The sequence below is a fragment of the Halobaculum rarum genome (assembly GCF_040025155.1).
GTDB classification, from domain to species: domain Archaea; phylum Halobacteriota; class Halobacteria; order Halobacteriales; family Haloferacaceae; genus Halobaculum; species Halobaculum rarum.
Genome location: NZ_CP157275.1, coordinates 2,012,333 through 2,035,472, shown reverse-complemented (window position 1 = coordinate 2,035,472; position 23,140 = coordinate 2,012,333). Strand labels below are relative to the sequence as shown.

The window sequence follows — 23,140 nt, the reverse complement described above, 5'->3', positions numbered from 1 at the left end:
CGCCTCGGGTACCGGTCGGCCGCGCGGTCACCACTCGACCGCCCGCGCCGCGAACAGCGAGACGCCGACGGCCCACCGGACGACCGCGGCGGCGACGACGGTCGCGGCGGCCGCGCCCGGATCGACCCCCACGCCGACGAGCCAACCGTGACACGCGTGCAGCGCCCAGACGGGCGACAGCGTCGCGCCGAGCGCGACGAAGCCGCCGAGCTCGCCCACGAGCGCGTCGCGGACGGCGTCGCTCGGCGCCGACCCGGACGCCCACGGTTCGATCGGTCCCCCCGCCATACCCGTGCTGTTCCGAGGGTCCGGGGCATAATTCCACCGGGGCGAATATCGAACCGATCATGTCGGCGCCGTGTGAGCGTTTCACGAGGCGGCCGAACCGTTTTGCCATCCCGACCGGAGGTCCGCGTATGAACGACGAGCCCTCAGACGGGGTGGACGACGAGTTCACCCCGGCCGGTGACGACGGTCCCGGACCCGACGTCGACCCCGGACCTACCGTGGACCCGCACACACAACGCGCGGCGGTCCGCGACGGCTACGACGGGATGGCGGCGACGTACCGGCGCGAGCGCGAGGCCGCGGAGGCGCCGCTCGTCGAGTCGTTCCTCGACGACCTCGCGGCGGGTGACCGCGTCCTCGACGCCGGGTGCGGACAGGGGACGCCGGTGTTGAACCGCCTCCCGGACCGCGTCGGCGGGGTCGGCGTCGACCTGTCGGCATCGATGCTCGACCTCGCACGCGATCGGACTGACACGGCGCTGGCCCGGGGTGATCTGACGCGGCTCCCGGTCGCGGCGGATGCCGTCGACGCGATCACCGCCCTCCACTCGGTGATCCACGTTCCGATCGCCGAGCATCCGACCGTCTTCCGCGAGTTCGCCCGGGTGCTCCGCCCCGGCGGTCGGCTCTACCTGACGGCGGCCACCGGCGAAGACGGGTGGTCGGGCGCGAACGAGGACTGGCTCGGCGCGGGCGAGCTGATGGCGTGGTCGTTCCCCGGCCTCGACCGGACCCGCGATCAGCTTCGCGAGGCCGGCTTCCGGGTGACCGACGAGCGCGTGCTCGACGACACCGTCGCGGACGACGACGGCGGCGCGTGGACGCACCTGTTCGCGCGGCTCGCGGGAGAGTGAGCCGTCATACGGCCCAAAAACGAGTCGAGTCGCGGGTCGCCGGCGGCGCTCCCCGATCCTCAGGCCGTCGCGCCGACGTGGCCGCCGACGGACTCGACGATGGCGTCCACGTCGAACTCGTCGGACTCCTTGTCGAACACCACCTCCCCGTCGGCGCGGACCTCGAAGATCCCGCCGTCACCGGTGACCAGCGCCACCGACTCGATCTCCAGTCCGAACTCCTCAAGGATCGCCGCCTGAACCGTCTGTGCGCGCTCCAGCATCCCGCACGGCACGCAGTACTCGATCGCTACTTGTGGCATACGTGAGCATCTTACGGACGCCCACGGCGTAAGTCCGACGGCGGCGGCCGATGAGTCCGATGCTCGTGGCCGACCGCGACCCGTCCGACGATCACGCCGTGTCGGCGACATCCCACGCGATCTGGTCCCACAGACGTTCGTAGGTGTAGTACGTCCCCGTCCTCACCACGTTCGCGACGAGCCCCATGTTCACCGCGTCGCTCGCGTCGCCGCCGCCGATCCACGCCACGATCACCGCGATCGCGACCATCGGCGCCCGGCCACACAGCGTCTTGACGATCGCGCGCTTCCCGTGCTGGAGCGGCGACCGCGAGCCGGAGCGACGCCGAGAACAGTTAGTTACGATGGCGGTGCCGTGCGCCCGAGCTACCGGAACAGGTCGAAGCCGGGACGCCACCACAGCAGCGCGACCGTGACGACGAACACGAGCGTCGAGGGACCGTAGCCGAGCCCGCCGACGGCCGCGACGACGAACCCCCCGCCGCCGACGACCGCGGTGGCCGCACCAGCGAGGATCGGCAGCGAGCAGGAGACGCACGAGAACAGTCCGAGCACGCCCGCCACACCCGCGCTCGCCGCGTCGACGACCGCGCCGTACAGGAGGTACGCCAGCGCAGCGTAGCCGAGCACCTTCGCGGGCATGAGCACCGCGGCGGCGACGCCGACGTTGACGACGAGCGCCGGCCCCCACCCGGGCGGAAGCAACGCCACCTCCACGCCCGGCGTCGTCCGCGGCGGCGCGACCCCGACGACGCCGCCGAAGACGGCCAACAGGAGCACGTATCCGACGGCGACGGCGAGCGCACGACGCCGGGTACCGGCGTCGCCCGCGGGCGGTCGATAGCGTGCGAACACGACGAGCGCGAGGTTCACCCAGATCAGTCCGTACAGCGTGAACAACGGCGAGGTGAGGCTGGCAGTCGTGAGCGCGAAGTACGCGATGACCGCCGCGAGCTCGATGTTGACCACCAGCGCCGCGACCAGCAGATCGCGACGGGTGACGAAGCGATCGATGCCGGTCGGTGAAGCGGTGTTCGTGCTCATGGGCGGTCGAGCGGCGGTGGCGCGGTCACAACGCGAGCGCGTCGACGACGACCGCCAGCAGGACGACGCCGAGATAGGCGTTCGACGCGTGGAACGCCCGGAACGCCGCGGACTCGTCGCGCTCGTAGTGGAGGCGAACGATCGTCCACAGGAACACGGCGCCGACAACGACGCCGGCGAGCGCGTACAGCCAGTCCAACCGACCGAGACCGACCATCCCCGCGGCGACCGCCAACGTCGCGCCGAAGTACCAGACTATGTGGCGCCGCGTCGCCGTCTCGCCGCGCACGACGGGCATCATCGGGAAGCCGCCGCGCTCGTAGTCGTCCTTGTACGCGAGCGCGAGATTGTAGAAGTGCGCCGGCGTCCACAGGAAGATGAGCGCCGCCAGCGCGAGCCCCCCGAGTCCGATCTCGCCGGTCACGGCGGCCCAACCGATGAGCGCAGGAAGCGCACCGGCTGCGCCGCCGATGACGGTGTTCTGGACGGTGTTCGGTTTCAGCATGAGCGTGTACACGACCGAGTAGAACACGATCGCGACGAACCCGAGGACGGCCGCGAGCACGTTCACCCACGCGAACAGGCCGACGGAGACGACAGTGAGCAGCAGTCCGAACGCGGTCGCGTTGCGCACCGACACCAGATCGACCGCCAGCGGCCGGTCGCTCGTGCGCTGCATCCGCCGGTCGATGTCGCGCTCGAACACGTGGTTGAACGTGCCGGAGGCACCGATGGAGAGGGCGCCGCCGGCGAGCGTCGCCGCGACGACGGGCACCGAGAGCCCGGGGCCGCCGGCCAACGCCATCGCGGCGCTGGCAACGAGACACAGCAGCCACATCAGCCGCGGCTTCATGAGCCGGAAGTACGCCGCGGCGGTGAGCCGCGCGCGGCGGACCGGGTCCGCACCCCAGGAGGGGATCGGTGGGCGGTCCTCCGAGCCGATCGGCTCGGCTGCCGGCTCCGGACCGTCGGACGCGATCGCGGGCTCGTCGTCGGGATCGCCCGTTCGAGCCTCCAGTTCCCACGCGAGCGCGGCGAGCAGCCCGAAGAACACGGCCAGTCCCCCCACGAGGTGGATCGCCGACAGGGTCACCGGAACGCCCGCGACGACCGCGAGCGTCTCGCGGCCGCCGGTCGCGACGTACGCACCCAGTAGCGACTGGGCGGGATACAGAAGGAACGACAACGCGAGCGCCCCCGCGACCCGGCGACTCGGGCGAGTCCGCCAGGCTGCGACCCCCGTCACGAGGACGAGGAGTCCGACGGCGAGCGCCACCGCCCGATGGCCGAGCGCGACCCATCCGGCGTCCGCCGTCGGAAGCGCGAACCCGTCGCCGCACGCCGGCCACGCCGTACACGCGGTGGCGGCATCGGTGACGGCCGTCGTTGCACCCACTACGAGCAGCAGGTACACGCCCATCGCGCTGGCCGCGAGCAGCGGCGGGAACCGCTTCGATATCACTATCCGACCTTGCGACCCGCCGCATATCAACCCCCCGCTTTCCACGTTGGATTTCGCCCGGAACACCGGCGCCGATGGCGCGATCGACGGGGAAGATGTTCGCATCCGGTCGCGAAGCACAGTCCCGCCATCCGGTGTTTCGCGCGACAACAGTAGGTATTTACGTGGCGTGCGCCAACCGCGGATGTAATGACGCGTACGCGACTGGGGAGCCTGTTGGTCGGGCTCGTCGGGTCGGTGCTGTTCGCGACGCCGGTCGCGGCACAGCCATCGACGACGGCGGAGCTGATCAATGGCCTGAACACGGACTTGTTGTACGTCGCGGTCCCGATCACGCTGCTCGTCGAGATCATTCTCATCTACACCGTCCTGAAGTTCAAGGACAGCGACGAGCCCGCGCCGACGCGCGAGAACCGGCGCCTCGAGATGACCTGGACCGTCGCGACGGCGATCATCCTCCTGTTCGTCGGCGTCGCATCCTACGGCGTGCTGGCGAACCCCGACGTGACCTACACCGGTGCCGAGGAGATCGAGCCCGCCGAGGGCGACGTGCACGTCGAGACCGTCGCCTACCAGTGGAACTGGCGGATGAACTACCAGACGTCGAACATCAGCGAGCTGACGGCGAGCGACATCGACACGTCGGTGGTCCCGCAGGCGGAGGGGATAGAGGGACCGGTGATAGTCGTTCCAGCGGGGCAGGATCTGTACTTCTCCTCGACCTCTGACGACGTGATCCACGGCTTCAGCGTGCCCGAACTCGGGCTGAAGCAGGACGCCATCCCCGGACAGACGAACACGCTCAAGACTGTCGCCCAAGAGACGGGCGTCTACCAAGGCTACTGTACCGAGTACTGCGGCGTCGCCCACTCCAACATGTACTTCTCCGTCATCGTCGTCGAGCAGGGGACGTACGACGAGTTCGTCGACAGTCAGACAGGCTCGAGCGGCTCCGGCAACGCCTCGTTGGCTACGCCGGCCGGCCTCGGCGCGTAATCGACGGACTGCCTCCCCACGACCGACCGTTCCGCGGTTCGTTTTTCCGAGACACGCTCGGGACCAACGCTTTTGACCGCGCTGTACGCCACCGTCCGCCAGTGAGGGATCACCCCAGTCACCACCCGCGCCGCCCCCGCGTTCAAGTCGCCGGTGACCGTACAGGGAGACATGCGCGACGAGGCGGAGATCAGAGAGCAGTACGAGTATCTCGCCGAGCAGTTGGACTCCGAGGAGATGCGCCACGAGGGCGTCAGGAAGCTGTTCACGCATTACAAGCGCGCGCTCGGATGGGTGCTCGAGGAGGAGCACATGTGAGCGCCCGATCCGCCCGGTAGTTTTATCGCTGTCCCGCGGGTATCGATCGGTGACGCTTCGTCTGGAGGGCCGAAGCGTCAGCGGGGACCGATCCGGGCGGCACGCCGCGGATGTTTCCGCGGCGTGCCCCCGTTCGTTCTCGGAACCCACGAACCACCGTCGCGAGCGACTGCTGTGTCCGCTACCCGACCGTCCCCGTCATTCGATCGCGAACCCCGAGTCTGCAGCATCCCGGTCGTCGCCGTCGGCCCACTCGATCTCGAACTCGACGCTCAGTTCGTCCGGCCCGGAGCCGGTTTCGCGTTCCGCTTTCACCTCGAACGTCGCGGTCGCGGGCACGGACATCGAGACGGACTCCCCGCCGCCCGCCAGCGTGAGCTCGCCGTCCCCCTCGAGCTTCGCGGCGATATCACGGAGGTGGGCGGCGATCTCGCTGCGGTCCTGGCGGGTCTCGGATTTGAACAGCACTTCTTCTGGCATACCGAAGTACTCGTCGAGCACGGTCAAAAAGCAGTCGCCCGGAGCAATGGCCAAGCGGACGCGACCCCGACAGAAGTGACGGCGATGTGCTGTGATCGCGGGCAAGTCACTGCGAGCGCTCCCCGATACCGACCGTCAACTTCTCTGATAGGAACGAGTAGATATCTGTTTATCTACATTACGGAGCACGTAGCTGAGACACGGACGACACCGTGTCACGGGTGTGAACGGAAGTTCCCGATCGCCGGCACGTTTATTTCGGTCCGACAATAACAGTTTTTCAGACATAACCGATGTACGATCTGACGGGGTTTCAGCGCGACCTGCTGTACGTGATCGCCGGGAAAGAGGAGCCGCACGGGCTGGCGATCAAAGAGGAGCTCGAGGACTACTACGAAAAGGAGATCCACCACGGGCGCTTGTACCCGAACCTCGACACGCTCGTCGAGAAGGGACTCGTCGAAAAGGGGCAACGCGACCAGCGAACTAACTTCTACACGCTCACGCGCCGCGGGCGTCGAGAGATCGAGGCCCGCCGGGAGTGGGAGCAACGCTACGTCGACGTGGAGTGACCCGGCGGTTCGATCACTCCTCCTCGGCTGTGTCCTCCGGCGGCTGTTCGCCCCGAGACGCGACTGTGTCTCCCCCACCGCCGCCCTCGGCGGGAGCTGAATCCGGATCCGAGGAGTGGATCGCCGGTCCCTCAGCCGTGAGATGCGTCGGATCGACCGTGTACGGGCGCAACGGCTCCCCGGCGAGCAGTTCCGGCAGGACGATCCGAACGAAGTGCACGACCAACACGAGGAGGACCGGCATGAGGAAGATCCCGTACCAGCCGAACAGCAGGGGACCGAGCGTGTACGCGATCATCACGGCTCCGACGTGCAGCGAGCGCCCGGAAACGTACGGTCGCAACACGAGATCGGGGATGGTGTCAACGATGATCAGCGAGGCGAGCGCGAACGCGAGCACGAACGCCAGCCCGCCGGTGACGTCGTTCGCCACCGCTCGGACCGCCATGAACGCCGCGACCGGGATGTACACCAGCTTCATCCCGACGATCGGGATCAGACTCGCGACGCCCGCGATCAGTCCGACCAGCGCGGCCGCCGGGATCGATCCGCCGTCGGGGGCGAACACGTTGAGGACCGAGTAGACGATCACGCCGATCGTGCCGGTGACGATCGCGTTGAGGATGTTCCCGAAGAAGATCGACTTCAGGTCGCGGTCGACCGCGAGCCCGTAGGCGTCGACGATCCCCGCTTGATCCGTGAATCGAACGAGATAGCGGCCGAGCCGTCCGCCGTCGCGAAGGAGGTAGAACGCGACCGCGAGCATGACGAACAGGTGGATCGCGCCGATGCCGATGACCGCAACGGTGTCGGCCGCCTGCGCCACCGAGTTCAGGGCGCCGCCGATCGTGTCGAGCGTGACGTACTGCTGCCAGTCGAGCGCCGCGATCTGCGACGGGTCGGTCAGCACGTCGAGGGTCTCCTGGGTGAACGGGAGCTGGTCGAGGTACCCGTTCCCGGCAATATCGAGCTCCCGGATCTGGTTGGCGACGATGAGCAGGGCGTACCCCGCGAGCAGCAACGCCGGGAGCACCATCGCGAAGATGGCGACCGCGGCGGCGACGCTCGGCTGCGGGATCCGCTTGCGGATCCGGTTGTAGACCGGGCGCGTCGCGTAGTAGATGAACACCCCGAACACGAACGTGCCGACGAACGAGTAGACGACGAACGTAACCGCCGCGGCCAACACCGCACCGATGCCCCACCACGCCGTCCGCGACCAGTCGACATCGGAGAGCGCCATACCCAGTCCCCTCCGTGCGCCGACAAAAGCGTGTCGCGGGAGCGACCCCCGGGCTCGTGTGCGCCCCCCAAAAGAGTATATATTGCTATAGAGTAGTATTGAGTCATGACCGCGACGGGTGCCGGCATCGTCGGCGATCCGCTGTCGCTGCCGGTCGTACGGCTGGCGCTGGCGGCGGCGCTGGGGCTGTTCCTCGGGTTGGAGCGCGAGTGGTCCGAGAAGTCCGCGGGGATCCGGACGTTCTCGCTGACCAGCCTCGTCGCCGCGGTGTTCACGCACTTGGCGATCGAGACCGAGGTGGGTGACGCGCTCCTTGCGGTCGGCGGCGTGCTCGTCATCGTGCAGGGGGTGTTGCTGGCGGTCAGTGGGCTTCGGGGCGACGCCGACGGCTCGCTGTCGCTGACGACGTCCGTCTCGTTGCTGGCGGCGTACGGCGTCGGGGCGCTCGTCGCCATCGGCGCCGTCGTGGAGGGGGTGACAGTCGCGGTCGTGTCGGCCGCGCTGTTGGTGTTGAAACGGGAGCTGCACTCGTTCGCGGGCCACCTCTCGCGTGCGGAGCTTCGCTCGATGACCGAGTTCGCCGTCCTCGCGTTCGTCGTCTATCCGGTGTTGCCGGCGGGCGAGCGGGTCGTGTTCGGAGTCCCGCTGGAGCCGCGCGTCGCGTGGCTCATGGTCGTCACCGTCGCCGGGATCGGCATCGTGAACTACGCGCTGGTGCGGACGTACGGCGGCCGCGGTATCGCCGTCACCGGCTTCCTCGGGGGGCTCGCGTCCTCGACGGCCGTCGTCGGGACGATGCTCGATCACGCGACCGACCGGGCGGAGTCGGTGTCGTACGCCGTCGCCGGGGTCCTGTTGGCGGACGCGGCGATGGCGCTGCGGAACCTCGCGATCGCCGTCGCGTTCACGGTCGGCGGCGACCTGCCGGTCCTCGTCGGCGTCGCCGCGCCGCTGGGCGCGCTCGCGCTCGGCGCCGTCGCCGTGGCGGCGGTGACGGCCGACTGGCGCACGCGGGTCGACCTCGAGCTCGAGTCGCCGTTCTCGCTGCGCAACGCGCTGGCGTTCGGCGCGGCGTTCCTGGTCATCCTCGCGGTCAGCAGCCTGGCGCAAGCTCGCTTCGGTACCGCCGGGTTGTACGCGTCGGCGGCCGTCTCAGGGTTGGTGTCCTCCGCCGGCGCGACCACCTCAGCCGTGCTGTTGTACCGTGGCGGCACCGTCGGCGCCGACGCCGCGACCGTCGCCGTTCTGCTCGCGACCGTCTCCAGCGTCGCGGTGAAGGCGGCGCTGGCGTTCGCCGGCCCCCGCGCGTTCGTGCGCCGCGTGGCCGCCTACAGCCTCGTGATCATCGTCGGATCCGGGGTCGTCGCGCTCGCGACGACGATGGCGTGAGCGAGGTGCGATAGTGTGAGCGACGGACGACGACGCCGACTGACCACGCCGGCATCGACCCACCGCCCCGGCCTGATCGATCCCGGCGGATCCGCCGGCCGACCGGGACACCCGGTTGAAGTCGAAGTCAAGATCCGAGGGGGATGTTCGGATCAGCATCGAGTGGACCACTATTTTATCACTGACCGTTCGCATCCACACGCATGGACCGAGACACGGCCGAGGTGAGCGTCACCGAGATGCCGGGCGCCCGCGCCCGCGAGTGGGCCGCGTACCACCGCGAGGTCGCCGCGACGACGACGTACGTGTATGACTTCGTGTGGGACATCACCGAGGACGCGGAGGGGCCGTTCTGCACCGACGTCGACGGCAACGTCCTGTTGGATTTCACCTCCCACGTCGCCGCCGCGCCGCTCGGCTACAACAATCCGAAGATCATGGACCGAATGGCCGAGTTCGACATGGTCGACCCGACGAAGATCGCCGGACAGGACTTCTACGTCTCCGACGGTTCGGACCCGGGGGAGTCGAATCTCCCCGGCCCCGCGGACCTGATGCACGAACTGGTCGACCGCACGGACCACTACGACCTCGACACCGTGTTCCTCTCGAACTCCGGCGCCGAGGCCGTCGAGAACGCGATCAAGATCTGCTACGACTACTCCGACGGCGGGAAGTACGGCGTCACCTTCGACGGCGCGTTCCACGGCCGGACGCTGGGGGCGCTTTCGCTCAATCGCTCGAAGTCGGTGTACCGCAAGCGGTTCCCCGAGGTGCCCGGCGTCCACGACGTGCCCTACTGCGACGACCGCGCGTGTTCGCCCGAGACGTGCTCGTGTGGCTTCTTCGTCGACGGCGGCGACACCTCGCTGCTGCGGGAGAAGCTCGACCCGAAGACGGGCCACGTCAACCCCGAGGAGACCTCCTACATTATCATGGAGCCGATCCAGGGCGAGGGCGGCTACCGATTCCCCTCGGAGCCGTTCATGGAGGAGGTCGCCGACCTCGCTTCCGAGCACGACATCCCGCTGATCGCCGACGAGATCCAGTCGGGGATGGGCCGCACCGGCGAGCTGTGGGGCTCGGACCACTACCCCATCGAGCCGGACGTGATCACCGGCGCGAAGGGGATGCGCGTCGGCGCCACCATCGCCAACGAGGACACGTTCCCCGACGAACGCGCGCGTCTCTCCTCGACGTGGGGCGCCGGCGACATCGTCGCCGCGGCACAGGGCGTGTTCACGCTGCGCGCCATCGACGAGTACGACCTGCTCGACAACGCGGTCGTTCGCGGCGAACAGTTCAAGGAGACCGTCCGCAACGCCGCCCTCGACGGCGTGACCGACGTGCGCGGGAAGGGGCTGATGCTCGCCGTCGAGTTCGAGTCCGCGGACCTGCGTAACGACGTGCAGGAGGCGGCGCTGCGCCGCGGCCTGCTCACGCTCGCGTGCGGCTCGAACGTGATCCGGTTCCTCCCGCCGATGGACGTGACCGAGCGGGAGATCGAGATGGGCGCGTCCCTCCTGATCGAAGCCGTCGGCGGCGCGACGTAGCGCGACCGACGAGGAGGATCACGCCGCCGGGTCGTCTCCGGACTCCCTGGCTTCGGCCTCGCTCTCGCGTTCCTCCTCCTCGGGGAAGAAATCGAACTCGTTGTCCATCTCATCGCGGCGGAGATAGTCGTTCTCGAGCATCTCCGAGACCGCCCGGCCGAGGGCGTCGAGTTCCTCGTCGACGCCGTCGGCGCCGCGGTCGGGGAACGCCTCGCGGTCCGCCTCGGGGACCGTCGGGGCGCGGTATCCGACCTCGTCGCTCGCGGGGTCCCAGTAGAAGTCGAACTCCTCGAACAGCCCGAGGCGTTCGACCGTCTCGAACTCCTCGACCGACAGGTAGGTGCTGTCGGTCCACTCCTCGAAGGCGTCACGCCACGCACCGTCGTGCAGGGCCGTTCGGACCGTCTCGCGACGGTAGTCGTCCCCGGATCCGTCCTCGTCCGTGTCGATCGCGTCGTACTCGCCCCGACCTTGCGGGCCGTGCAGGCTCGGCGGGTCGGGGATATCGACGTCGAGTCCCATACCGACGGGTCGTCCGCGTCGACCAAGGCCCTTCCCCACGTTCCCGCGTGCCGGAGACGGCCGCGGTCTACTGCTGGTACCGGCGCTCGTCGCTGCGCTCGGGGTAGCTGCCACCGCCGCCGCCGACGCCACCGGTCATCTCGTCGTACGTCATCCCCGAGAGGTATTCGTCGTACGTCACGTCGAACGCCTGCCGGAGGTGGAAGTCCAGATCGCCGGTGTCGAGCGTCCGCCGGAACAGCGCGTGGACCCCCCGTCGGACCAACTCGTCGCGGTCGGTGCCAAGCGCCGCCGCCAACAGCGACAGCTCGTGTTTCGTCTCGCGGTCCAACTCGACCGCGATCTCGTCGTCGAGGTCGCCGTACTCCGCGGTGATCGCGTCGTCGAGGTCGTCGAGTCCCATGCCCGGTGGGTCTCGCGGCGGGCGGAAACCCGTTGCGCTCTGGTTCGGCTCCCCGCAGCGATCGCAGTCGCCGACCCGGGACCGTCAGCGCTTTTCGCCCGGCGGCCCCCGACCCGGTAATGAGCGCACACCTCCCCGACGACCGCGACGCGGTTCGGGAGGCCCTGATCGCGTGGTACGAGGACGACCACCGCGAGTTCCCGTGGCGGCGGACCGACGACCCCTACCGGATCCTCGTCTCGGAGGTGATGAGCCAGCAGACACAGCTCTCCCGGGTCGAGGAGGCGTACGCCGACTTCCTCGACCGCTGGCCCGAGGTGGCCGACCTCGCGGCCGCCGAGCGCGGGGAGGTCGTCTCCTTCTGGTCGGGCCACTCGCTCGGTTACAACAACCGCGCGAAGTACCTCCACGAGGCCGCCACACAGGTGGTCGAGGGGGAGGTCGGTCCCGCGGACCGACCTCCGGGAGGCGGTGAAACCGCCGAAGCAGGCGGCGAGTTCCCGACCGATCCCGACGACCTGCAGGAGCTGATGGGCGTCGGGCCGTACACCGCCAACGCGGTCGCCTCCTTCGCGTTCAACAACGGCGACGCAGTGGTCGACACGAACGTGAAGCGGGTGCTCCACCGCGCCTTCGGCGTCCCCGACGACGACGCCGAGTTCGCCGAGGCCGCCGCCGACCTCATGCCCGACGGCGAATCGCGCGTCTGGAACAACGCGATCATGGAACTCGGCGGCGTCGCCTGCGGAAAGACACCACGGTGTGACGAGGCAGGGTGTCCGTGGCGCGAATGGTGTCACGCCTACCAGACAGGCGACTTCACCGCACCCGACGTCCCAACGCAGCCAAGCTTCGAGGGGAGTCGGCGGCAGTTCCGTGGGCGCGTGGTTCGACTCCTCGGCGAACACGATGAGATGGACCTGGACACACTTGGCCATCGAATTCGTGTAGACTACACTCCCCACGGGGAGCACGGGCGGGAGTGGCTTCGTGAGCTGCTTTCGGATCTCGCCGCCGACGGCCTCGTCCAGATCGAGGAACGGAACGATCTGACAATTGCTCGACTCCGATAATCCGCTCGAACCCACTGATAGCACTCTCGAGGTGGCCACTGTACGGTTCGTTTCGACGACCCGTTGGTGGCCGGTTGGCGTCGATGCGGTGGGGGCGAAGCGTCAGCCCCGGAGCGGGCGTTCGAACTGACCACGGAGGACCCTACCCGGCGTCCCGAAGCCCCTCTCGGGGGACGGCCGGGGCGCGTGTCTCGACTGCCGCCAGTAGCTGTACGTTTCCTGGAATGTAATTTCGTATTTCCAGGGGTAAGGCTGCCGAAATTCCAGGTTTTCGAATATAACAAAGCCGCACGTGAGAGAAGCGGCTTGCATGAACGAACATGACCGATGTGAACGAACATGACCGATGTAGGTGATTCGCGGCCGGAGAAGGAGGGTGTAACGGACGAGGGAGGCGAGTCGAGCGACGAAGGTTTGGATGCCTCGCGGAGACACGTCCTGCGAGGGGTCGGTATTGCTGGCGTCGGACTCGGCCTCGGTAGGTTCGCCACCCGTCAGCAGGAGACGTTCAGCCTCGGGGGCGAGGTACAGGAATGGCGTGGACGGGCGCCCTCGTCCATCGCCGATCAATCGAACCCGACACTGTCGCTCCAGGCCGGCATGCAGTACGCCGTGACCTGGGAGAATCTCGACGGGCTCCCCCACAACATCGTCATCCAGAACGAGGCGGGCGAACAGCTGGTGCGCTCCGAGCTCATCACCGAGCAGGGGGCAACCCAGACGGTGACGTTCACGGCGAGTTCGGAGATGACGACCTACCTCTGTGAGGTGCACCCGAACACGATGGTCGGGGACGTGAACGTGAGCGGGAGCGGGGGCGGGGGAAACCAGACGGCGACGACCACGGAGCAGACGACCACGGAGCAACAGGACGGTGCCGGGTATTTCGAACAGGGGCCGGAGGTCGGCGTCGAGGTCATCGCACAGGGGATGACCGCGCCCACAGACCACGCGTTACCCGGGGACGGGAGCGACCGGCAGTTCGTCACCGACCAGACGGGCGAGGTGTGGATCGTCACCGAGAACGGCCGCGAGCAGACGCCGTTCATCGACGTATCCGACCGCATGGTCACCCTCGGCGAGTTCAACGGGTCGTACGCCAACCCAAGTCAAGCGTACGACGAACGCGGACTGCTCGGTATCGATTTCCACCCCTCGTTCGCGGAGAACCGGAAGTTCTACCTCCACTACAGCGCGCCGCCGAACGAACAGACGCCGGACGGGTGGGACCACGTCGAGGTCGTCTCCGAGTTCACCGCGTCCACGGACCTCACCACGGGCGACCCGGAGTCGGAGCGTATCCTCCTCCAGTTCCAGAAACCCCAGTACAACCACGACGGCGGCCCCATGGCGTTCGGCCCCGACGGCTACCTCTACGTCCCCATGGGTGACGGCGGCGGCGCCAACGACGACATGTACGGCCACGTCCAGGACTGGTACGACCGGAACGCCGGCGGGAACGGCCAGGACGTGACGCAGAACCTCCTCGGCGACGTCGTCCGTATCGACGTCGACGCCACCGAAGGGGACCGTCCGTACGGCATCCCGGACGACAACCCCTTCGTCGGCACCGACGGACTGGACGAGATATACGCGTACGGCTTCCGCAACCCGTACGGCATCTCCTTCGACAGCGAGGGCAATCTGTTCGTCGCGGACGCCGGACAGAACCTCTTCGAGGAGGTCGACGTCGTCGAGCGCGGCGGGAACTACGGCTGGAACGTCAAGGAGGGTACGCACTGCTTCAGCACCGAGAACCCGGGCGACCCGATGGCGATCACGGACTGTCCGTCGAACGAACCGAACAGCGGTCCGTACGACGGTAGTCCGCTGATCGATCCCGTGATAGAGTTCCCGCACACGTACCAGGGCGAGAGCGTCGGCATCACCGTCATCGGTGGCCACCGGTACGAGGCCGGGGGGATCCCTGAACTCCAGGGCAAATACGTGTTCGGAATCTGGACGTCAGACCCCGCGCGGAGCGAACCGGACGGCCGCGTGCTGGCTGCGACCCCGCCCGAGAACTTCGGCGGAGCGGGCGGCACCACGACCGGGAACGCCGACCTCTGGCCCGTGCAGGAACTGGCCATCCAGGGCGGGTTCGACTACTTCGTCCGGATGTTCGGACAGGGCTCGAACGGTGACGTGTACGTCCTCGCGAACAAGCGCGGCGCCCCCGAGGGGGATACCGGCGTCCTCCTCGGACTCGTTCCGACCGGCGACGGCGGGACCACGACGACCACCGGGAACGCGACGACGACGGGGACCGACGGCGGAACCACGCCCTCCGAGACGACGACCGGCGGCGGCGATGCCGAGACGACGACCGACGGCGGCGGTAGCGAGACGACGACGACGACAAGCGCCCCGGGACCGAGCGTCCTGCTGTCGGCGGCAGCCGTCCTCGGCGGCATCGGACTCGCAGCGAAACGGCGTCTCGAGGACGACGACTGACACCGGCCGCGGCCGCCATCCACCCGAATCCGACCGTCCTACTGCTCGGGGGTTGCCTCCGGATTCGCGATCCGACACCGCGAAGGTATGGGATATCTCTCCCATTACCGCGCCTTCGGTGTTCCGGACGACGACGCGGAGTTCGCAGAGGCCGCCGCCGATCTCATGCCCGACGGCGAATCGCGCGTCTGGAACAACGCGATCATGGAACTCGGCGGCGTCGTCTGTGGGCAGTCGTCACGCTTCGATGAGGCGGGCTGCTCGTGGCGTCGGTGGTGCCGGGCCTACGAGACGGGTGATTTCACCGCACCGGACGTGCCCGAGCAGCCGGGCTCCGAGGGGAGTCGACGGCAGTTCCGGGGCAAGGTCGTCCGGGCGCTGGGCAACCATGGCGAGTTGACGCTCGGCGAACTCGGTCCGCGGATCCGCGTCGACTACGCGACCGACGGCGAAGGAGCGAGGATTGGCTCCGCGGACTCGTGGACGACCTCGCGGGCGACGGGCTCGTCGAAGTGACGGACACCGATGGCGGAACCGCGGTTCGACTCCGTCGGTAGCACGACGGTACCGTGGGAAGGAGTGCAGCCGTCGGCACGGACGTGGGCCGCCGGTCAGTCGTCGGACGCGGCCCGTCCCGGCGCCTCCGTCGCCGGCGCGGGCGGCTCGTGTGTGCCGAACTCGGGGTGGGTCTCCTCCATCCAGAGGTACACCACCGCGCCGGAGACGAACATCAGGCCGGCGGTCATGTAGAACGCGGCCTCGGCGTTCACGAACTCCATCGAGAGGCCGATCAGGATCGCGCCGACGGCGTATCCGGAGTCACGCCACATCCGGTAGACGCCCATCCCCGCCGAGCGCCACGTCGGGTGTGCCGCGTCGCTGGGGACCGTCATCAGGTTCGGGTACAGCAGCGCCATCCCGAGCCCGGACACGCCGGCGAAGGCGGCCCACAGGAGGTAGCCGTCGACCAGTACCATCCCGAGCACGCCCGCGCCAGCCAAGAACATCCCGGCGACAACCGGTGGACGTCGGCCGATCCGGTCCGCGAGCCCACCGGTTCCGATCTGGAGGAAGTACATCGCGCTGTGGACGCCGACCACGGCTCCGACCGCTGCGATATCGAGCCCCTGGCTTAGCAGGTAGAGCGGGACGGCGATCCAGAACAGCGTGTCGACGAAGTTCTCGACGTGGCCGGCCTGCGCCGCCGCGAACAGGGTCCGATCGCCGTAGGTTGCCCGCTTCAGCACCTCGTTGAACGGGAGGTTCGCGTCGTGGTCGTCGTCGTCCCCCTCGGCCTGCGCGTACTGGACGGTCTCCTTGATCAGGAAGACCGAGATGAGGAACGCCAACACCACGACGACGGCGAGGAAGTAGAACGGCTCCGGCCGGAGGCTCCACCGGCTGGCGATGACGCCCGTGATCCAGGCACCGACGGCCACACCGGTGTATCCGAACGACTCGTCGATACCGACCGCGAGGCCGCGCTGGTCGGGACCGGCGAGGTCGATCTTCGCGTTGATCGCCATACTCCAGGTCAACGCCTGGTTGATACCCAGCAGGACGTTCCCGACGGTGATCCACCCCCAGCTCGGGGCGAAGATGAGGACGATCGGCAGGGGAAGCGCCGTCACCCACCCGGCGATGAGCACGGGTTTGCGGCCGTACTCCTCGCCCCATTTGCCCGCATAGAGGTTGAGGATCGACTTCACGATCCCGAACGAGACGACGAACGAGCCGATCACGAGGAACGACTCGACGCCGAGGACGTCCTCACCCAGCGCGGGGACGACGGTGCGTTCGGACCCGATGGTCAGTCCGGTCGCGAACACGAGCAGGACGTGCAGCGAGAACTGCCCGAGGTGTTCGCGGATCCCCTGGTTGAGTTCAGTTGCCGTACTCATGGGTCACTCGGCCGCGCAGTTGTTGGGACCCAGTTCGAGTTCGGACAGCTCGTCGGCGGGAACGGACTCCTGCCCGACGTTCGTCCGCTTGACGCGCTCGAAGTTCGGCGGGTGGTCCGGGACGTCCGACGCGAGTTCCCGGACGAACTCATCGCGGTCGCGCGAGAGGTCCTCGTTCCGTTCGCGGACCTCGTCGAGCGTCGCGGTCACCGGGGGCTCCGGCGAACCGGGGTCGTGCGACGGCAACACCAGCGCCTCGCCGGGTCGGTCGAGCAGTCGCTGGAGACTCTCGTACAGCGTCGCGGCGTTGGATTCCACGTCGGAGTCCTCGATACCGGCCTCGACGCCGAGTTCCACGCGCCCGACGCTCTCGTGGAACAGCGTGTCGCCCGTCAACAGCGCCGCACCGCCGACGTCGAAGGAGACGCTTCCCTCGCTGTGACCGGGGGTGTGGATCACCTCGACGTCGACGGCGCCGACCTCGACGACCTGTCCGTCCGCGAGCGGCGTCGCGTCGAGCGCGAGCGCGTCCTTCCCGTGGAGGTAATACGGAACGTCGTGCTCGGCCGCCAAGTCGGCGCCCCCGGAGACGTGGTCGGCGTGAGCATGGGTATCGAACACGCCGACCAGGTCGGCGTCGTACTCGTCGAGCACCGCCTCGTACTCGTCGAGGTAGTGCGAGGGATCGAAGACGGCAGCGTCGCCGTCGGAGACGAGGACGTACGAGAGACACCCCTTGCCCGGCCGCGCGACCTGCACCAGCGTGGCGTCGAGGTCGACGTCGACGGGGGCACGTCGGTGAACCCGGCTCCAGCCGTTCATCCCGTCCACGAGCGTATTTGCGTCGCGGCCCATCTCTCGGAGGACGTCGGTCGCGGTGTCCGCGACGATGCCCGCCGCACAGACAGTCACGATATCCCGGTCCTCCGGGACGGCCTCGAGCGCCTCCCTCGCCGTCTCGGGGTCGGTGCTGAGTTCGTCGTACACGTCGACGTTAGTGCTGTCCGGAACGTGCCAGTCCTCGAACTCCGCCCCGTGACGGACGTCGAGCACGAACACGTCGTCATCGTCGTCTTGGAGTCGTTCGCCGAGTCGGCTTGGCGAGATCTGCTGCATCGGTGCTCACCCGTACAGGACATACAAGGATATAGGAACTGCCGGACATGGCCGGCAGTGTTATTCGGGATCAGTTCAAATAACGGGGCATGAGCCTGTACGAGGCCTCCTTCCGGGTCAGACACGAGTGTCCGTACCGCGAGATCTCCGAGCGCCACCCGGACCTCACGATCCGCGAGTGGTATCTGAGCGACTGCCAGGTGATCGAGATCACCGCGCCGGGGGACCCCAGCGACGAGTTGATCGCGGAGATCGACGCGATCGGCACGGTCCTCCACGAGTCGGTCGACGAGACCGGACTCCACGTCGTCACGCAGTCGTGTCTCTGCTCGCTGGAGGACTCGATCATCGAGCGCTTCGAGTCGCACAACTGTCTGTACCAGCCGCCGACAGTCCACCGGCAGGGATGGGAGCACTACACCGTGATCGCGTTCGACGAGGGCGACGTCCGTGCGCTGCTGCGCGATCTCGAAGCCGACCGCGACATCGAGGTGCTCTCGAAGACATCGATCGCCGAGCAGGAGATCCCTCACAGCATGCTCGCGCCGGTCGACCGACTGTTCGAGGACGTGACCGAGCGCCAGTTGGCGGCGCTACGGCTGGCGCTGGAGAGCGGCTACTACGAGCAGCCCCGGAAGACCTCCATGCGAGCGCTCGCGGACATGACCGCCGTCGCCCGATCGACGTACGAGGAACACCTCCGGAAGGCCGAGAACAAACTCCTCACCAACGCGGGACAGTTCCTGCGGTTGGTCAACGCGTCGTCGACGGCGGACCCGCTGGCCGTGAACACGGGGCGAAGCGACGAGCAAGCGGCCGACTAGCGCCGGATCCAGAAGGAGATACCGCGTGACTCGGAGGCCGTCGACCGTAATTCGTTTATTCGAGGTGCCCCGCCGGGATCGTATGCCGACCTGCCAGAACTGCGAATCGTTCGTGACCGAGCGGTACGTGAAGGTGTTCGAGCCGGAGGAGATCACCCGGCCCCGCGCGTGCCCTCACTGCGAGGACATGGTCCGGCGTGGCAAGGAGGTCCGCGCGAAGAAGAACTGAGCGGGTCGCCGACGGCGGTACCGACCCTTGAATCGCGGCGGAACGAGCGTAAGACCTTTGCTGGACCTGCCGCCTCGATAGCACGTGTCCCCCGCGGACGACACCTCCACCCTCGGATCGCTGCATCGACTCCTCGAACACTACACGCCGGACGGCACGCTCGGGCGTGTCCTGTTCGTCGGTTGTGCGGGCCTCGTGTGGCCGTTGTTGCTGTTTGCCGCCGTCACCGCTGGCGCCGGGGTCGTCGGGCTGGTCGGGTCGGCGATCGCGTTCGCGCTGCTGCTTGCGACGACGGCAGTCGGTCTCGTCGTTCTGTGGCCGGTGTACCTCTCGCTCATCGGCAACGTCGAGAGCGCGGCAGACTACCCCGACGCGGGCGGACGAGGCGGCGTCGCCGACCGGGGCCGTGACCGAGACGCGACTTCAGTCGACGTGCTGAAGCGTCGATACGCGGCCGGAGAACTCGACCACGACGAGTTCGAACGCCGACTCGATCGCGTCGTTGACGACCCGAGCCGTCCGCACAACCGGAGTACACGGGCTCGCGAGCCGGATCGCGCCCGCTGAGTCGGGCTCTCGAATCCGGGAGTCGGTGCACGTCGGCACCCGTGATCTCGCGAGCGGTTACGGCTCGATGACCAGCTTCCCGAGGAAGCTATCGGTCATCACCGCTTGCTGGGCCTCGGCGGCGCCCTCCAGGTCGTAGCTGTGCGCCACCTCGATCGTGACGTCCTCTCCCCACAACGAGGCGACGTCGTCGAGCGCGTCCGCGAGGCTCGGCGTGTTGAACATCGACATGAGCTGGAGGTTCAGGTCCTTGCCGCGGGCCGCCGCCGACTGCGGGAACCCGATCTCGGGGTCGTTCTCGCCGATCCCGACGACGCGACAGCCCTGTGCGGCGACCTCGGTGTCGAAGCCCAGGTACTCGTCGAGGCGGTGGTCGAGTATCACGTCGACCCCGTCGCCGTCGGCGGCGTCGACGACCGCCTCCGCGAGGTCGTCGCGGTTGTAGTCGAGCACCGCGTCGGCGCCGAGCGCCGCCACCTCGTCGTGGTACCCCTCGGCGGCGGTGGCGATCACGTGCGCGCCGGTTGCGGCGGCGACCTGCACGGCGGCGTGGCCGACGCCGCCGGATCCGCCGTGGATCAACACCGTCTCGGCCGGTCGGAGGGTGGCGTGTTGGACGAGCGCCCGCCAGGCCGTGACGGCGGCGACCCCGGCCGCGCCGGCGGCGACGAGATCGGCGTCGTCGGGGAGCGCCGCGAGGCGGTCGTCGGGGACGGCGACGAACTCGGCGTAGCCGCCGGGCATCGCCCCCGAGAGCCCCGTCGCGAACACCTTGTCGCCCTCGGCGATCCCCTCGACGGCCTCGCCGACCGCGGCGGCCGTTCCGGCGGCGTCGACGCCGGGGATCGCGGGGAGGCCGTACGGCTCGTACGACCCCTCGCGGAAGTACGTGTCCACGGGGTTGACCCCCGCGGCGGCGACCTCGACGAGCACCTCGTCGGGACCCGGCTCGGGCCGGTCGACGTCGTCCACCCGGAGCACCGATTCGTCACCGTGTTCGTGGAAGCGGACCGCGCGCATGGTCGAACCCTCCCCCCGAGGTGACTTAACTCCGGGCGACGGCGGAACCGCGCAGATCGTCCCGACACGATCACCGCCGCCGGCGACCGGTGGAGTGAAAGTGTCCGCCGCGGTAGCCATCGGATATGTTCATCCGGCACGCCGGCGCGACGCTGTTCGGCGCCGGGCTGCTCGTCTGCACGGTGTTGCTCGTGACGGTCGGCCCCGTCGCCGCGGCGACCGAGGTGTTCTGTCCCGGCCCGCGGCGACTCGTCGAGTTCGCCGTCACCGGGGTGCAAACGTGGCCGCCGACGCTGACGTACACCGACGGCTGCAACGAGATCCTCCTCCGCCCGTCGGTGCTGTGGTCGGGCGTCGTCGCCGCCGTCGGCCTTCTCCTGGCCGGCGTCGGCCAGGTGCTCGTTCAGCGGGCGTGAACCGCCGGGCGCGCTCCCCGCCGCCGGCGACGCGAGTGCGACCGGAATCGGCGGGATTTAACCCCCCGAGTGGCTGCTATCAACACGCATGAAACTTCACGAATACCAGGCGAAGCAGGTCTTCGCCGACGCCGGGATCCCGACCCCGGACTCGCGGCTCGCGTCCACCGTCGAGGAAGTCATGGACGCGGTCGACGAGATCGGCTACCCGGCGGCGATCAAGGCGCAGGTCCACGTCGGCGGACGTGGCAAGGCTGGCGGCATCAAGATCGCCACGAGCGCCGAGGAGGCGCGCGAGGCCGCCGAGTCCATCCTGGGGATGGACCTCAAGGGCTACACCGTCGACAAGGTCCTCGTCGAGGCCGGCGTCGACTTCGAGAACGAGCTGTACGTCGGCATCACGATGGACCGCAACGAGGGCGAACCCGTCGCGATGGTGTCGACCGAGGGCGGCGTCGACATCGAGTCCGTCGCCGAGGAGACCCCCGAGAAGATCGCCCGCGAACACATCGACCCCGCGTTCGGCCTGCACCCGTATCAGGCACGCAAGGTCGTCTTCGAGGCGGGCATCCCGAACGACGTGGCGATGGACGTCGCATCGATCCTGGGGACCCTCTACGACCTGTACGAGTCGAGGGACGCCTCCGACATCGAGATCAACCCCGTCATGATCACGTCCGACCGCGAGGTCGTCGCCGCGGACGCGGTCATGAACATCGACGAGGACGCGCTGTTCCGCCAGCCCGACCTCGCCGAGATGGAGGACAAGGCCGCCGGCGACGAGCTGGAGGCGAAGGCCAACGAGTACGGCTTCGACTACGTCCGTCTGTCGGGCAACGTCGGCATCATCGGCAACGGGGCGGGCCTCGTGATGACGACGCTCGACCTCGTCGACTACTACGGCGGCGCGCCCGCCAACTTCCTCGACATCGGCGGTGGCGCCAAAGCCGAGCGCGTCACGCAGGCGCTGGAGATGGTGTTCGCCGACGAGAACGTCGACAGCGTCGTGTTCAACATCTTCGGCGGGATCACCCGCGGCGACGAGGTCGCCAAGGGGATCAACGAGGCGCTGGAGCAGTTCGACGAGATCCCCAAGCCGGTCGTCGTCCGTCTCGCGGGGACGAACGCCGCCGAGGGGATGGAGATCCTCAACGAGGACCTCGTGCAGGTCGAGAGCACCCTCGAGGACGCGGTACAGCGTGCAGTCAAGAACGCGGAGGAGGTGACCCAATGAGCATTTTCGTCGACGACGACACCCGGGTCGTGGTGCAGGGCATCACGGGCGGGGAAGGTAAGTTCCACACCGAACAGATGCTGGAGTACGGCACGAACGTCGTCGCGGGCGCGGTGCCCGGCAAGGGCGGCCAGGAGGTCGCCGGCGTCCCCGTCTACGACACCGTCGACGAGGCCGTCGACGAGGAGGACGCCGACGCCTCCGTCGTGTTCGTCCCGCCGGCGTTCGCCGGCGACGCCGTCTTCGAGGCGCTCGACACCGACCTCGACCTCGTGGTCGCCATCACCGAGGGCATCCCGACCCAGGACATGGCGAAGGTGAACAAGCGTCTCTCGGAGGTCGACACCCGGCTCATCGGGCCGAACTGTCCGGGGATCATCACCCCCGGCGAGGCGAAGCTGGGCATCCTCCCGGGCAACATCTTCGAGTCGGGCGACGTGGGCCTCGTCTCCCGCTCGGGTACCCTGACGTATCAGGTCGTTTCCAACCTGACCGAGCGCGGCATCGGCCAGACGACCGCGATCGGCATCGGCGGCGACCCGATCATCGGGACCTCCTTCGTCGACGCGCTGGAGGCGTTCGAGGCCGACCAGGACACGAAGGCGGTCGTCATGTGCGGCGAGATCGGCGGCGAGGACGAGGAGCAGGCCGCCCGGTACATCGCTCAGAACATGGACACGCCCGTCGCCGGCTTCATCGCCGGCCGCACCGCCCCGCCGGGCAAGCGCATGGGCCACGCCGGCGCCATCGTCTCCGGCTCGGGCACCGGCACCGCCGAGTCGAAGATCTCCGCGCTCAACGACGCGGGCGTCCCCGTCGGCGACACCCCCAACGAGGTCGCCGACCACATCGAGGACTTCCTGTAAGCGCCTCGGTTCTC

At 68.4% G+C, this 23,140-nt stretch carries 26 protein-coding genes and 1 pseudogene; 15 read left to right on the top strand and 12 right to left on the bottom strand.

Going from position 1 to position 23,140, the window contains the following annotated elements:
• Positions 1-27: 27 nt before the first annotated feature.
• Positions 28-288 (bottom strand): hypothetical protein, encoded by a 261-nt coding sequence (locus ABJD39_RS10570; protein WP_348608143.1) that lies wholly within the window; start codon positions 286-288, stop codon positions 28-30.
• Positions 289-416: 128 nt separating this feature from the next.
• Here ABJD39_RS10570 and ABJD39_RS10565 point away from each other — a divergent pair, with 128 nt between their 5' ends.
• The gene (locus ABJD39_RS10565) at positions 417-1,142 is read left to right on the top strand and encodes a class I SAM-dependent methyltransferase (RefSeq protein WP_348608140.1); all 726 of its coding nucleotides are present in this window, start codon (positions 417-419) and stop codon (positions 1,140-1,142) included.
• 59 nt (positions 1,143-1,201) lie between these two features.
• Here ABJD39_RS10565 and ABJD39_RS10560 read toward each other — a convergent pair whose 3' ends face one another.
• From ABJD39_RS10560 to cyoE, 4 genes are all read right to left on the bottom strand, one after another.
• Complete coding sequence (locus ABJD39_RS10560; protein WP_348608137.1) at positions 1,202-1,444, bottom strand: SelT/SelW/SelH family protein; 243 nt, start codon at positions 1,442-1,444, stop codon at positions 1,202-1,204.
• Between the two features lie 91 nt (positions 1,445-1,535).
• Entirely contained in the window at positions 1,536-1,694 is a 159-nt protein-coding gene (locus tag ABJD39_RS10555; RefSeq protein ID WP_348608134.1) for a DUF2061 domain-containing protein, read from the bottom strand.
• 116 nt (positions 1,695-1,810) lie between these two features.
• Complete coding sequence (locus tag ABJD39_RS10550; protein WP_348608131.1) at positions 1,811-2,488, bottom strand: DUF7546 family protein; 678 nt, start codon at positions 2,486-2,488, stop codon at positions 1,811-1,813.
• 25 nt (positions 2,489-2,513) lie between these two features.
• Positions 2,514-3,908 carry a heme o synthase gene (cyoE, locus tag ABJD39_RS10545; RefSeq protein WP_348613634.1) on the bottom strand — a complete coding sequence of 465 codons (1,395 nt, stop codon included), beginning with the start codon at positions 3,906-3,908 and terminating at the stop codon, positions 2,514-2,516.
• 231 nt (positions 3,909-4,139) lie between these two features.
• Between cyoE and coxB the strand changes: the two genes are divergently transcribed.
• Complete coding sequence (coxB, locus tag ABJD39_RS10540; RefSeq protein WP_348608129.1) at positions 4,140-4,946, top strand: cytochrome c oxidase subunit II; 807 nt, start codon at positions 4,140-4,142, stop codon at positions 4,944-4,946.
• Between the two features lie 171 nt (positions 4,947-5,117).
• Positions 5,118-5,264, top strand: coding sequence for a hypothetical protein (locus tag ABJD39_RS10535; protein WP_348608126.1), 147 nt, complete (start codon positions 5,118-5,120; stop codon positions 5,262-5,264).
• A gap of 198 nt (positions 5,265-5,462) precedes the next feature.
• Here ABJD39_RS10535 and ABJD39_RS10530 read toward each other — a convergent pair whose 3' ends face one another.
• On the bottom strand, positions 5,463-5,744 hold the full coding sequence (locus ABJD39_RS10530) for an amphi-Trp domain-containing protein (RefSeq protein WP_348608124.1): 282 nt from the start codon (positions 5,742-5,744) through the stop codon (positions 5,463-5,465).
• A gap of 293 nt (positions 5,745-6,037) precedes the next feature.
• Here ABJD39_RS10530 and ABJD39_RS10525 point away from each other — a divergent pair, with 293 nt between their 5' ends.
• Positions 6,038-6,316, top strand: a complete 279-nt coding sequence (locus ABJD39_RS10525) for a PadR family transcriptional regulator (RefSeq protein WP_348608121.1) — start codon at positions 6,038-6,040, stop codon at positions 6,314-6,316.
• 13 nt (positions 6,317-6,329) lie between these two features.
• Here ABJD39_RS10525 and ABJD39_RS10520 read toward each other — a convergent pair whose 3' ends face one another.
• The gene (locus ABJD39_RS10520; RefSeq protein WP_348608119.1) at positions 6,330-7,559 is read right to left on the bottom strand and encodes an AI-2E family transporter; all 1,230 of its coding nucleotides are present in this window, start codon (positions 7,557-7,559) and stop codon (positions 6,330-6,332) included.
• Between the two features lie 105 nt (positions 7,560-7,664).
• Between ABJD39_RS10520 and ABJD39_RS10515 the strand changes: the two genes are divergently transcribed.
• Positions 7,665-8,948, top strand: coding sequence for an MgtC/SapB family protein (locus tag ABJD39_RS10515; protein WP_348608116.1), 1,284 nt, complete (start codon positions 7,665-7,667; stop codon positions 8,946-8,948).
• A 203-nt stretch (positions 8,949-9,151) separates the two neighbouring features.
• Positions 9,152-10,501 carry an aspartate aminotransferase family protein gene (locus ABJD39_RS10510; RefSeq protein ID WP_348608113.1) on the top strand — a complete coding sequence of 450 codons (1,350 nt, stop codon included), beginning with the start codon at positions 9,152-9,154 and terminating at the stop codon, positions 10,499-10,501.
• 18 nt (positions 10,502-10,519) lie between these two features.
• On the opposite strand, the gene ABJD39_RS10505 is transcribed toward ABJD39_RS10510, so the two are convergent.
• Both ABJD39_RS10505 and ABJD39_RS10500 read right to left on the bottom strand, forming a co-directional pair.
• Positions 10,520-11,023 (bottom strand): hypothetical protein, encoded by a 504-nt coding sequence (locus ABJD39_RS10505; protein ID WP_348608110.1) that lies wholly within the window; start codon positions 11,021-11,023, stop codon positions 10,520-10,522.
• A 67-nt stretch (positions 11,024-11,090) separates the two neighbouring features.
• Positions 11,091-11,426 carry a hypothetical protein gene (locus ABJD39_RS10500; protein WP_348608107.1) on the bottom strand — a complete coding sequence of 112 codons (336 nt, stop codon included), beginning with the start codon at positions 11,424-11,426 and terminating at the stop codon, positions 11,091-11,093.
• 119 nt (positions 11,427-11,545) lie between these two features.
• Here ABJD39_RS10500 and ABJD39_RS10495 point away from each other — a divergent pair, with 119 nt between their 5' ends.
• The 3 genes and pseudogenes from ABJD39_RS10495 to ABJD39_RS10485 form a co-directional block, all read left to right on the top strand.
• Positions 11,546-12,499 (top strand): A/G-specific adenine glycosylase, encoded by a 954-nt coding sequence (locus ABJD39_RS10495; RefSeq protein WP_348608104.1) that lies wholly within the window; start codon positions 11,546-11,548, stop codon positions 12,497-12,499.
• A 339-nt stretch (positions 12,500-12,838) separates the two neighbouring features.
• The gene (locus ABJD39_RS10490; protein WP_348608101.1) at positions 12,839-14,953 is read left to right on the top strand and encodes a PQQ-dependent sugar dehydrogenase; all 2,115 of its coding nucleotides are present in this window, start codon (positions 12,839-12,841) and stop codon (positions 14,951-14,953) included.
• Between the two features lie 105 nt (positions 14,954-15,058).
• Positions 15,059-15,510: pseudogene (locus tag ABJD39_RS10485) on the top strand (A/G-specific adenine glycosylase); the annotation flags it as partial.
• Between the two features lie 54 nt (positions 15,511-15,564).
• On the opposite strand, the gene ABJD39_RS10480 reads toward ABJD39_RS10485, so the two are convergent.
• The gene (locus ABJD39_RS10480; RefSeq protein ID WP_348608099.1) at positions 15,565-16,854 is read right to left on the bottom strand and encodes an MFS transporter; all 1,290 of its coding nucleotides are present in this window, start codon (positions 16,852-16,854) and stop codon (positions 15,565-15,567) included.
• Between the two features lie 3 nt (positions 16,855-16,857).
• Positions 16,858-17,970 (bottom strand): MBL fold metallo-hydrolase, encoded by a 1,113-nt coding sequence (locus tag ABJD39_RS10475; protein WP_348608096.1) that lies wholly within the window; start codon positions 17,968-17,970, stop codon positions 16,858-16,860.
• Between the two features lie 89 nt (positions 17,971-18,059).
• On the opposite strand from ABJD39_RS10475, the gene ABJD39_RS10470 reads away from it, so the two are divergent.
• The 3 genes from ABJD39_RS10470 (at position 18,060) to ABJD39_RS10460 (ending at position 19,590) form a co-directional block, all read left to right on the top strand.
• Positions 18,060-18,794, top strand: a complete 735-nt coding sequence (locus ABJD39_RS10470) for a helix-turn-helix domain-containing protein (protein ID WP_348608093.1) — start codon at positions 18,060-18,062, stop codon at positions 18,792-18,794.
• An 82-nt stretch (positions 18,795-18,876) separates the two neighbouring features.
• The gene (locus ABJD39_RS10465) at positions 18,877-19,023 is read left to right on the top strand and encodes a DUF7563 family protein (RefSeq protein WP_284063060.1); all 147 of its coding nucleotides are present in this window, start codon (positions 18,877-18,879) and stop codon (positions 19,021-19,023) included.
• A gap of 84 nt (positions 19,024-19,107) precedes the next feature.
• Complete coding sequence (locus ABJD39_RS10460; RefSeq protein WP_348608090.1) at positions 19,108-19,590, top strand: SHOCT domain-containing protein; 483 nt, start codon at positions 19,108-19,110, stop codon at positions 19,588-19,590.
• A 57-nt stretch (positions 19,591-19,647) separates the two neighbouring features.
• On the opposite strand, the gene ABJD39_RS10455 is transcribed toward ABJD39_RS10460, so the two are convergent.
• Positions 19,648-20,610 carry an NADPH:quinone reductase gene (locus ABJD39_RS10455; protein ID WP_348608087.1) on the bottom strand — a complete coding sequence of 321 codons (963 nt, stop codon included), beginning with the start codon at positions 20,608-20,610 and terminating at the stop codon, positions 19,648-19,650.
• A gap of 125 nt (positions 20,611-20,735) precedes the next feature.
• Here ABJD39_RS10455 and ABJD39_RS10450 point away from each other — a divergent pair, with 125 nt between their 5' ends.
• The 3 genes from ABJD39_RS10450 (at position 20,736) to sucD (ending at position 23,126) form a co-directional block, all read left to right on the top strand.
• Entirely contained in the window at positions 20,736-21,026 is a 291-nt protein-coding gene (locus ABJD39_RS10450) for a hypothetical protein (RefSeq protein WP_348608084.1), read from the top strand.
• Positions 21,027-21,114: 88 nt separating this feature from the next.
• Positions 21,115-22,260: an ADP-forming succinate--CoA ligase subunit beta gene (gene sucC, locus ABJD39_RS10445; RefSeq protein WP_348608081.1), complete on the top strand. Its 1,146-nt coding sequence runs from the start codon at positions 21,115-21,117 to the stop codon at positions 22,258-22,260.
• Positions 22,257-23,126 carry a succinate--CoA ligase subunit alpha gene (gene sucD / locus ABJD39_RS10440; protein WP_348608078.1) on the top strand — a complete coding sequence of 290 codons (870 nt, stop codon included), beginning with the start codon at positions 22,257-22,259 and terminating at the stop codon, positions 23,124-23,126. The genes sucC and sucD overlap by 4 nt, the downstream gene beginning before the upstream one ends.
• Positions 23,127-23,140 lie beyond the last annotated feature (14 nt).